Annotated in this window: 3 protein-coding genes and 2 pseudogenes; all 5 read right to left on the bottom strand. The window is 42.3% G+C overall.

Annotated elements, in window-relative coordinates:
- Window positions 1-6662 (bottom strand): annotated as a pseudogene (gene siiE / locus ABVM99_RS22760) (non-fimbrial adhesin SiiE); the annotation flags it as partial.
- 16 nt (window positions 6663-6678) lie between these two features.
- Window positions 6679-7956: an SPI-4 type I secretion system protein SiiD gene (gene siiD / locus ABVM99_RS22755; protein ID WP_001081935.1), complete on the bottom strand. Its 1278-nt coding sequence runs from the start codon at window positions 7954-7956 to the stop codon at window positions 6679-6681.
- Window positions 7953-9272 (bottom strand): annotated as a pseudogene (gene siiC / locus ABVM99_RS22750) (SPI-4 type I secretion system protein SiiC). The gene siiD and the pseudogene siiC overlap by 4 nt, the downstream one beginning before the upstream one ends.
- Window positions 9262-10650 (bottom strand): MotA/TolQ/ExbB proton channel family protein, encoded by a 1389-nt coding sequence (locus ABVM99_RS22745; RefSeq protein WP_023195271.1) that lies wholly within the window; start codon window positions 10648-10650, stop codon window positions 9262-9264. The pseudogene siiC and the gene ABVM99_RS22745 overlap by 11 nt, the downstream one beginning before the upstream one ends.
- Window positions 10647-11279 (bottom strand): SPI-4 type I secretion system auxiliary protein SiiA, encoded by a 633-nt coding sequence (siiA, locus tag ABVM99_RS22740; protein ID WP_023195270.1) that lies wholly within the window; start codon window positions 11277-11279, stop codon window positions 10647-10649. Before siiA ends, ABVM99_RS22745 begins: the two co-directional genes overlap by 4 nt.
- Window positions 11280-11873: the final 594 nt, after the last annotated feature.

The following is an 11873-nucleotide window of genomic DNA, read 5'->3' as shown; positions in this document are numbered from 1 at the left end:
TGGGTATCAACCGTGACCGTCAGCGGCGCTGAGTATTTTACGTTCCCCGCATCATCCTCCACCCTCACCGTCAGCGTATAGTCGCCATCCGCCCACATACCGGTCGGTGTCACGCTCCAGATGCCGGTCGCGCCTTTGGTGGCCGTCAGCACCTCTTTCGTGCCGCCATGCTGTACCTCAACCGTGACATACCGTGCGTCCGCGTCAATATTGCCCAGTATAAACGTCGGCTTATTCACATTGGTCAGGTTATCGCCTTTTGTTCCGCTGTCGTCCGTGCTGTCCAGAGCGATAGTCGGCTCTGACAGTAGGGTGTCGATGGTGAACTCCAGTTGCTGTGTTGCCTTGTTTCCCGCCTTGTCGGTCGCCTCCACTGTCAGGGTATGCTTCCCCTCTCCCACATCAGCCAGCCAGGTGTAATCCCAGACTCCCGACGTCGAGCTCTGTGTGGCGTTAAACCACGTTTTGCCGCCGTCAATGCTCAGGCGCACCACGTTGACATCCGTCGGTACCGTCACCTGGAACTGCGGACGCACGTTATTAGTCAGATTATCGTCGGGAATACCGCTGTCATTGACCAGTTCAATATGGTCAATGGCGATTTGCGTATCGACAGTGACCTTCAGCGGCGCTGAGTGGCGAATATTACCCGCCTCATCTTTCACCGTTACCGTCAACGTATAATCGCCATCGGCCCACGCGCTGCCGGGTACAAAACGCCACTGCCCGTTAGTCTGCGTCAGCTCCACCTCCTCGCTGTGACCATCGCGCATCACCTGCACGACGACCTGAGTCACGTCAGAATCAATACCGCCGATAATAAAACCCGGCGTTTTAACGTTAGTCTTATTATCGTTGGCGGTGCCGCTATCATCTGCGCTATCCAGCGTGATGGTCGGTGTCGACAATGTGGTATCAATGATAAAATTGAGCGTTTCCGTCGCCGTGTTGCCTGCAACATCGGTTGCTTTCACTGTCAGGGTATACGTATTTTCGACCAGTTCTGTCGGCCATATATACTCCCAAACGCCGTCAGACGTCAGCGTTGCGTTAACCCAGTTGATGCCGCCATCAAGACTCAGTTGCACAGAGTTCACGTCCGTCGGTACCGTAATATGAAACTGTGGACGTGCTTCATTGGTCAGGTTATCCCCAACAATACCCGTGTCATTAAGAAGTTCAATGCGATCAATAGACGTTTGCGTATCGATAGTCACCGTCAGCGGCGCAGAATAATTTGTATTACCCGCCTTATCTTCTACCTTTACCGTCAGCGTATAGTCGCCATCCGTCCAGGCTGCGCCCGGCGTAAAGCGCCACACACCGCCGTTCTTAATCAACTCTATCTGTTGGTTCTTACCATCATGCGCCACCGTCACCACCACTTTGGTCACGTCGGCGTCGATATTACCGAGGGTAAAGCCTGGCATCTTAACGTTGGTGATGTTATCGCCAGCGGCGCTATCATCCGCACTGTCCAGGGTAATCGTCGGTTCTGACAGCAGGGTATCGATGATGAAGTCCAGTTTCTGCGTCGTTTTGTTTCCCGCCTTGTCGGACGCTTCCACCATCAGGGTGTGAGGGCCGTTAGCCACATTCGTCAGCCAGGTGTAATCCCAGACGCCCGACGTCCCGCTCTGCGTGGCGTCAAACCACGTTTTGCCGCCATCAATGCTCAGTCTTACACCGTTAACATCCGCCGGTACTGTCACCTGAAAGTGCGGGCGCGCTTCATTGGTCAGATTATCGTCGGGGATACCGCTGTCGTTAACCAGTTCAATACGGTCAATGGCGATGTGCGTGTCCACTGTCACCGTCAACGGCGCGGACTGCTTCACATTTCCGGCCCTATCTTCTACCTTCACCGTCAGGATATAGTCGCCGTCCGCCCAGTCGCTGGTCGGCGCAAAGCGCCACTGTCCGCCGGTCTGAACCAGTGGCACCTCCTGTTTAATGCCATTGTGCATTACCTCCACTGTTACCCGGCTGACATCGGTATCAATATTGTTGAGGGTAAAGCCCGGCGTTTTAACATTAGTGATATTATCGCCCGCGATGCCGCTGTCATCTGCGCTGTCCAGCGAGAGGGTCGGCACAGACAGAGTGGTATCGATGGTGAAATCGAGCGTCTGTGTTGTCTTATTTCCCGCCTCATCGGTCGCTTCTACCGTCAGGGTATAGCCTCCGTCGGCCACATCATCCGGCCAGATATAATCCCAAACCCCGGCTGCCTTCAGCGCCGCTGTTACCCACGTCTTGCCGCCGTCAATGCTCAGGCGTACCTCGTTAACATCCGTCGGTACCGTCACCTGGAAGTGCGGACGCACATTATTAGTCAGATTATCGTCGGGAATACCGCTGTCATTGACCAGTTCAATGTTATTAATGGCGATTTGCGTGTCCACCGTCACCGTCAGCGATGCAGAATGGCTGGTGTTCCCCGCTTTATCTTCGACTGACACACTCAGGGTATAATCACCATCCGCCCATAATGCCGGCGGCGTAAAGGTCCATCCGCCTGTGCCTTTCGTGGCGTCAAATGTGGTGGTGACGCCGCCATGCTCCACGCTGACCGTAACGCGAACGGCATCATCATCAATATGCTGCAGGGCAAATGTCGGCTGGGTGCTATTCGTCATGTTATCGCCCTGGACACCGGTATCGTCCGCGCTATTCAGTACGATGACCGGCACTGACAGCGTGGTATCCACCGCGAAATCGATGGTCTTCGTCACTGTATTGCCTGCTTTATCAGTCGCTTCCACCGTTAGCGTGTATTGACCATCTGCCAGGTCTGTCGGCCAGATATACTCCCAGCTTCCTGCCACGCCCGGAGTTGCCTGAACCCACGAATTACCACCGTCAATGCTCAGACGGACTTCATTGACATCCGTAGGTACCGTCACACGAAAGTGGGGACGGTCGTCGTTGGTCATATTATCGCCTTTCACGCCGCTATCGTTGACCAGTTCCACCCCATCAATGGCGATTTGGGTATCGATAACGACCGTCAGCGGTGCTGAGTAGTTGGTATTTCCTGCCTTATCTTCTACTTTCACCGTTAACGTGTAGCTGCCATCCGCCCACGTATTCCCTGGTGTAAATAACCAGCTACCGTTGTGGTGGGAAAGTTCGATCTCTTCGCTCACGCCATTGTGCATCACCTGTACGACGACCCGATGCGCATCGGCATCAACACCGGAAATAGCAAAACCTGGCTTATTGATGTTGGTCAGGTTATCGCCTGTAACCCCCGTATCATCCTTAGAAAGCAGGGAAATCACCGGCGTTGATACTGTGGTATCGATAGTAAAATCGAATACCGCGCTGTTCGCTTTATTACCCGCAATGTCCTCAACCTTGACATAAACCTGATGCAAGCCTTCCGTTAAATCTGAAGTAAAGGTATAGGCCCATGAACCATCAGGTTGTTGCGTGGCAACACCGATCTGCGTATCAGACGCGGCATCCCATACCTGAACACTGATAATGTCCGGATCAATATCTTTTAGGTGCAAGGTAGGTTTAACGATATTCGTTAAATTATCATCTGAAATTCCCGAATCTGAATCCGGGCTCAATGAAACTATCGGTATTGAAATAGCAGTATCGACGCTAATTAAGAAAGGATCCGAATGGGCAATGTTGCCAGCGATATCTTCAACTGAAGCGGTTATTCTATGATCGCCATCAACCAAACCTTGATCGGCTTTCAGGGTATACTCCCATCTGCCATCTTTATTTGTTCTGACCTCAGCGATCAGTGCGCCATCAACATAGAGTTTAACCGTTGAATAGGGTGCAGCGGTCCCTGTCAGTGCAGGATTCTTTTCATTAATAATATGGTCTGTATTATCAACCCCCGTATCGTTGACCAACTCTATTGTTGGTTTTTGCGTTTGCGTTACGATTTGGAAATTATACGCTGATGAGGAGGCAGTATTACCGGCAATATCTTCTACCTTTACCGTTACGTCATGCGAGCCATCGGATAACGCTGTGGTAAATTGAAAATTCCATACACCATCATCGCCAGCAATAGCCTCGCCACTTAACACACCGTCAACATAGATGGAAACCTTAGCATTAGCTTCAGCCATCCCGGTAAACAACGGCGTATTAATTTTAGTAATCATATCGCCTTTAACGCCAGAATCAGCGCTATCATGCAACATAACAGTAGGGATCGGCGTAAAGCTATCAATGGTAAGCTGATAATCTACAGATGACGTTCTTCCTAAAGGATCGATGGATTCAACCGTAATCTTATAAACATTGTCAGACAGATTTCGGGAAATATCAAAATTCCAGTTACCGTCTGCATCCGCAGTCGTCACGCCTATCGTTTTACCATCGATAAGGATATTTACGGTAGCAAACCTATCCGCTGTTCCCAGTAATGTCAGAGCATTATGTTTATTGGTAATCCAGTCGCCTTTTGCACCGGAATCATCACTGGCATCGAGTTCCGCTTTTGGAGGTACAACTTCAGTTTGAATAGTAAAAGAATATTTAACAGTAGAGGATTTATTGCCGGCGGCATCCTGAGAAATGATTTCAATATCATAGGCGCCCTGAAGAAATTTATTACTAAACTGATAATTCCAGGTCCCGTTTGAATCGACCTCAATGCTGTCATATAATTTACCATCTCGCATCAATAAGATGGTAGACTTTGGCTCTGCCGTACCGACTAAAGCCGGTAAATCATTCCCTGATAAAATTATACCATTCGGCAAAACAACATAATCTTCCAAAGAAACCGTCGGAGGTAGAGGGGCAATAGTATCAATAACGTAACTAAAGGAAAAATCCTTTTTGTTGCCAGCGACATCTTCAACAGTGAACGTAAGATTGTTAATCCCTTCCACTGAGTCTGAAGTGAAATTGAACGTCCATTCACCCTGGTCATTCGCTTTAAAAACAACCTCTTCGCCAGTCTCACTATTTATGACACTGATAATAGCATTTGGCTCAGTTTTACCTGTAAAGGTTGGGCGAGTATTGTTAGTAACGTTATCACCGACAATACCGCTATCATCAGTCGTTTCAATCTCAGCGCTGAAATAGCTGATACGTGTATCAATAGTAAAAGGCAGATTTGCCGTCGCTGAGGTATGCCCGGCAATATCAGTAGCTGTTGCTGTTATATTGTATTCGCCATCCTTGAGCGGCGTAGTAAGCGTATAGCTCCATGTCCCATCTTTAGCAACAATGACCTCACCAAGATGTTTAAGTCCAAGATAAATAGAGACTGTAGAACCAGGTTCCGCCACACCAATAAATGTTGGCAGGGTGCTATTAGTAATGTTGTCATTTTTAATGCCGGAATCACTACTATCATCCAGCTCAATCGTCGGCTTTTCCGGAGGAATGGTGTCGGTTATGATACTATCCGTCGTTTCGTTTTTATTACCTGCTTTATCTACGGCAACGACTTTTATACTATTTTCGCCCTCAGATAGTTCATTATCTTTAAATTCATAACTCCAGTTTCCATCTTTATCGACATCAACGCTGGCAACCAGTTTATTATCTACATAAATGTCAACCTTAGCATTCTCTTCCGCCGTACCAACAATTGAAGGCGTCAAGGTCGGCGTTAAGCCCTTATGACCGGACACACTACTTTCAGGCGAAAGTTCAAATGTTGGCTTATCGGTAACGGAATCGATAGTAATGACAAGTTTGGCGCTACCGCTTCCATCAGCAGTCTTGGCCTCTGCCTCCAGATTGTATGTTCCATCAGTCAATGTTTCAGGCGCAGTGAAGGTGAAGTTACCCAAACTATCCGCTACAGCCTGACCGACAGCAATACCATTAATTTTAATAATGACCGTGGCATTGGGAGCAGTGCTACCTACAAACTGAGGTTTGGTAAAATTAGTTATACTATCATCTTTGCTACCGCTGTTACTTTCGGCCGCAAGCGCTAATGTGACTTTAAGCGGCTCTTTAACAGACTCGGCATCGAGCTTATTTTCCTCATTTTTACTGCTATTACTTTTGCCAGTGCTGGTATTTTTATTAATAGGTTGAGGAAGAACTTTTTCAGCATCGTTCTGTTTAGAAGCCTGCGTTGCTTTAGCCTGTGTATTTTGCTGGGAAGCATCGCTTTGCTGAGCCAGATTGTCTTTTGCTACATTGTCAGCCAAAAATTCCTGCAGCATTTCTTCCATTTGCTTTGATGAGTTCTGTACTTCAAACGCTTCATTGAGCGCTTTTTCTGCAGCCTCCTTAGCTTTCTCTGCTTCTTCCTTCGCCTTATCAGCTTCTTTCTTTGCGTTTTCAGCATCGTCAAGCTGCTTTTTTAATTCCTCTTCTTCCTTCTTATTTCGTCGTTTGCCATTACCTTTCTTTTCTACCTGAGCAGAATCAACCAATGAGCTGTCAATTCTCTCCAGTTGAATATCTTTTAAATCTACGCTGCCCAGAATTTTAGCGCCGGTAATAGTCTTATCTTTAAATTTAACAGCGAGATTATTGCCTTTGATACTTGAATAAAGAGCGCCATTGACAATGATCACTGAACCACGCGGCGTGGTAATGTTCATGTCTGGCCCGGAAAGAGAAACTTTTGCGCCTTTGGCATTACCCAAAGAAGATAAATCAATTACAGAATTTTGATCGGCAAAAAACTTTTGTATGCTTTTATTTCCCATAATATTATATTCACTCTCAAGGTGTATCTAATCGTTTAGTATTAACTGGTTCTGAAAAGGCTTTGTCCACGCCTTTCATCAAGGGAGATAACAGGTATTCCATAATGCTGTGTTTTCCGGTAATTACACTAGCGTCAACAGTCATACCTGGTTTTAACCACCGTAAATCATCTTCATTAACATCGAATGCAATAATTACTTTATAATAACGCTGAATTGTTCCTCCGGTATTTTCCTCATAGGAATCAGGGCTAATATTATCGATAGTCGCATTATACGATTTTATCTTTGGTTGGATAATTGACTGCACATCCAGTTTAACGGCTTCATCTACATATATTTGGTCACGGTATTTGGGTAATATTTTCACATCGGCCAGCATAGTCCTTACTTTTGGTTTTATTTCAAAAAGTAAGTCTGCCGCCTGAATCACACCACCATGAGTAGTGGCACTTTTATTGATTTTATAAATTACACCGTCAACCGGTGAATAGATATCCTCCTCATTTATCTGCTTCTCTATTACTTTTAATGTAGAGTTAACAACCTCAAGTTCCTGAAGATTTTTAGATATTATTTTAGATAAAGATAAGCGCAATTCATTATTAAGCGCCTCAATATCATTAACAACCAGCTCAATATCATCTTTTTTTAAAGTGATGCTACTTTCAATATCATTAATTTCAGACTTAACTTTTATATACGCCTGTTTCTTGTTAAGAAAATTGGTATATGGGCTAATTCCTTTTTTTACCAGTGGAGAAAGAATATTTATTTCTTCGGCAAGCAATGCAAGTTCTTTTTCTTTCGAACTCAGCTTCTCTTGTAATCCGCTAATCTCAGAATCAAGAGAGGTTTTTTTTAACTCTTTAGCTCTTATCTGACTATGCACTAATTCAATATTCGCTTTTACCTCTTTATTGCTTAAAGAACGGGTACCATCCAGGGTAATCAACCCACTCTCATTTTCTTTATCAAGAATGAAAGATATTTCGTTAACATCTTTATCCAGATACCCTTTTTGAGTTCTATACCTTTGATATTCTTTTTGCAGATCAAGGTTAACGACCTTTGCAAGGAGTTCTCCTTTTTTTACAGTATCACCCTCGGCTACATAAATATCTTGTATCGTCCCTCCTTTAGAAAGAGATATTAACTGAGCATTATCTTTAGTGGTGATAACGCCCTGACCATGAACCACTGAATTAATTTCTATAAAGTAGGTAAGGATAATAATTAAGATCGTCAAAGAAATAATTATCATCATGAGATGATCGCTTTGTCTTCTATTCATTTCATTACATTTAACTCACTTTCAGTATTTCCTTTTAAATAATCCATTAAATGAAAAATCAATGAGAGTTGCTGTAACTTTAAAATATACAGGCTATATTTGCTGTCGATCATGCTTACATATGCCTGAAATGCTTCATTACGGCTTGAAATTAAATCAAGCAAACTTTTTTGCCCTAACTGAAACTCCTGCTCATATAATTCAGTAAGCTGTAACGCGTTTGTATGTGAACGTTCCGCCACTGAGTAAGTCTCTTTTGCAGCGGCGTATCTTGAAAGTTGTGAATCAATGTTATAACGCGTTTTAATCAAAAAATCGTCAATTTGCAGCTTAGCCTGCGAGTAACTTGCCACCATTTTTCTTTCCTGGGCTGAATTTCTGAACCCATTAAAAATGTTGAAACTGACATTGATACCCGTTTTAAATTCATCTTCATAATCACTTTTTTTGGCACTACCGCTCGGGTTATTCTGTACATAGCTGGACACGAGATCTACAGTCGGAAAATAGGATGATTTTGCGGCATTAATATCTTCGGTCGCGGCTTTTCGGGTATTGACAAGCATCTTATAGTCATCGTTGTATTTCATCACCATGTCCATAAGTTTTTCAGGGCTTTCGACAAAGATATATTTTTTGAAGAGGTTGAATTTTTCATCGCTTTGAATCTAATCTGGTGACAAATTCAGACCAGTCATATTCTGCATTTTATACATCTCATCATCCAACATCGACTGATACATAATGCTTCTGGTATTTAATGCATCGATAGATACTTGTACTTTACGCATATCAGATTGCATAGCTACACCGGAAGATACCAGCAGCGAAAAAGTTTCCAGCATCTTTTTATAAAACTCTTTCTCCAGATTTACGCCATCAATCATTTCACGATATTTACTGATGTTGTAATAGGTTGTCACAACCTCCTGAGACACTATATTCTTTGTTTTTTCATAGTCAGTTTTACTATTATCTCTTTCATATTCAGATTTCCTGATATTAGCCCCCCTCACTCCAAAATCCGTTATTCGGTATGATAAGGAAACCTTATTTTCAACGTTTCTCTCGGTACCTGACGACTCCTTTCTGTTATTATTAAGGCCAGATGTTAGATCCAGGGTAGGATAAAGTGCTGCCCGTGAAAGATCTAAGTCACTGTTTTTCTTTTCAGTCTCATAATATGAAACAGCAACAGAGGGCTGATGCGTTAATGCGGCATTAACTAAATCTCTTAGAGGAATGACCGGAAGCTCGCTGGCGTATGTGCTTTGTGTAATAAAAGCAGTCGTCAGAAAAAACATCTTAATCTTCATTTTTTTCCTCCTTGTTTAACAAACGTTGCTTTACTATTTCCTGATGCATAGATGTTATTTTTTCCATTAATGGCATATAGGTATCACGGTAGCTAACCATTTCAGCACTAATCTCTTTAGTATTAGTAATAATCTTTTTATCAGTAGCCGATAGATCGGATAGCGCTAAATGAACATTATTCATATCCTCATCCATTTCTTTTCTCAGCCCATCGAGAGTATGGGAAATATCGGCACTGCCAGCGGCAATATCGTTTATGGTCTTACCATGTGAAAGAGATTCCTGATAACATTTATCAACTGATGCCATTATTGAATCATTCTTTTTATCTATAATATTTTGTATTGTACTCATTGCCTCCAGTCGTGCATTATTATCAGCAAGCAGGATATTACCTTCAGATAAACGAGAGGTAATTGTTATTACACCGTCAGATAATTTTTTGAGATTTTCGTTACTGCTTACCAGATAACCATCAATCAGCGTAGAAAGTTGTTCCAGTTTTGCTGAGTTATCCAATAGTCGGTTTTGCAAAGTGACAAAGCTATCTGATAGCATCACTCGTTTCTTTTCTTCATCCTGCGCCCGTAAGTTTTCAACTGTCAGGTAGTTATCAAAAAACGCTTTAAACAACTCTTTAAATTCTACAAGCGTCTCTGATTCAACCCGCAGGCTTCGTTGTTTATTATTGGATCTGTTGCTTATGATTTTTAATTTTTTGATTTCCGTAGAAACAAGGGAATAGGAGCTGCGAACAAAAACACTTTGTGAGGTCAGGAGTATGGCGCAAACAACACCATAGATAGAAGATACAAATGCGGTATTCATCCCTTTCAATGGTTCAGAAAGCGACGCTACCATTGTCACGATCATATTGAGTGTATTACTTGCATTATCACCGCCAACATCTGATGGCGAGCTCAATAAGTTCCCGATTGAACCAATCGTAATAGACAGACCTGCAAACGTCCCCAACAGGCCAACAAGCGTCGACACATTGCTACAGCTCATAATAAATGACAATCGTTGGTTACGGGCGGTAGACACATTGTCATCTAATTCCATCAGTAAATTGAAATCACACTGTTTGGGTTCCCCGGCAAACAAAACCTGATTGAGGTTAGAAAGAATGCTATTTTTTCTACTGGCGTCCTGAGCTATTAATATGTCTTTTGCTGAAATATTTTTAAGAATAGTGAATAATGCACACAAAGAACCTGTAATATAAATGGCAATAATGACTCCATTGTAAATTGCAGAAACCATGAAGTTATCAAAAACATACTCTCTTATACCGGGAAAAGATAAAGCGAAAAAAGGGAGTATGGCAAGGAAAAAACAGACAAACAAATAGCGGTAATGATTTATATATTTCACTCTGACACCTTTTTATTAATAGTCGTGATAATAGCTTTACTCGTTGTACTTGATGCTGCGGAGTTAACACTCATGTCAATAACTACATCAGGATATATTTTTTTAATCTCTTTCATCAAAATAATTCCCCGTTCATATCCCAGTCGTAGAGAGTCAGAGAAAGAGATGTCTGCCTGAGGAATAACCATTTCTATAAATAAATTACTATTGATTTTGTCTTCTAACCAAGTCTTTATTTTATGAGTGTCCTCTTCTGAAAAGCTTCTCAGCCTGCCATGATACGTAATAACAAGCTCATTTTTTGTAGACGTTATATCAGTTTTCTGACCATCGGCGATATCGTATACTCCAACCTCCTTACCTGACATTGTAGTCATTCCGTCCGACATATCTTGGGTATTCACTTCCTTATTAATTATTTCATTAGCATTTGAATTGTCATTGGCTCCGCTATTTTGAGCAGTAGATTTAGTCTTACTCTCTATATTTGCTTTATAAACTTTAATTGAGTTGTCATACATAATAATCATATTATTAAGTGCAAACACCAACATAAGAAATATAAAAATGCACAATACCGTAGAGAATGTATCAACAAAACTAGGCCACGGATTACTTTCGTCTTCCATGTTGTCTCCTGATATTACATTGTGAATAAAATGTTTTTGTGGATTAGAAAGGATAATGGATGCTCAACTTATTCAGAAAGTGAACGCTACCGCCCTTGGCTTCCTGCTACCAATACGCTTTATAGATTTCAGTTTTCTTACATCTCGTAATCAGAAAAATAAAAACAACGACGCCATTTTTATGCGCCCACAACAAAGATGAGTGCTTTAATTAAAAACACTCTTCATTTTTTAATTAGGTAGACATCAATTATTGCACTAACTATATCTCCCCCAATAATAGGTATCGCATAAGCTCTCAACTCATAAATAAAAAATAGTCATCAGCAAATTAAAACCACCCGCCGATAAATAGATTTGTTAGCTAATCATTGAAACTCTAAATCATTTTAAGGACATATTTCTTTTTAATACGCGTTATAACCATACGTATTTAATAAATTTGCCTCCAGAGGATAAAATGAATTTTCACAATTAAAACATAGGGTCATAGGGACTTCAATATAACTTAAATTATTAAAAATATAATAAGTGGAGAGTAAAAAATCAGAATTGCGTAAAAAAAATACATAAATAAAACCATTTTTTATATAA

The sequence above is a fragment of the Salmonella sp. SJTUF15591 genome, from assembly GCF_043356435.1.
Taxonomy (GTDB): Bacteria; Pseudomonadota; Gammaproteobacteria; order Enterobacterales; family Enterobacteriaceae; genus Salmonella; species Salmonella enterica.
Note: the sequence above shows the minus strand (reverse complement) of the source record. Positions and strands in the feature narration are given on the sequence as shown.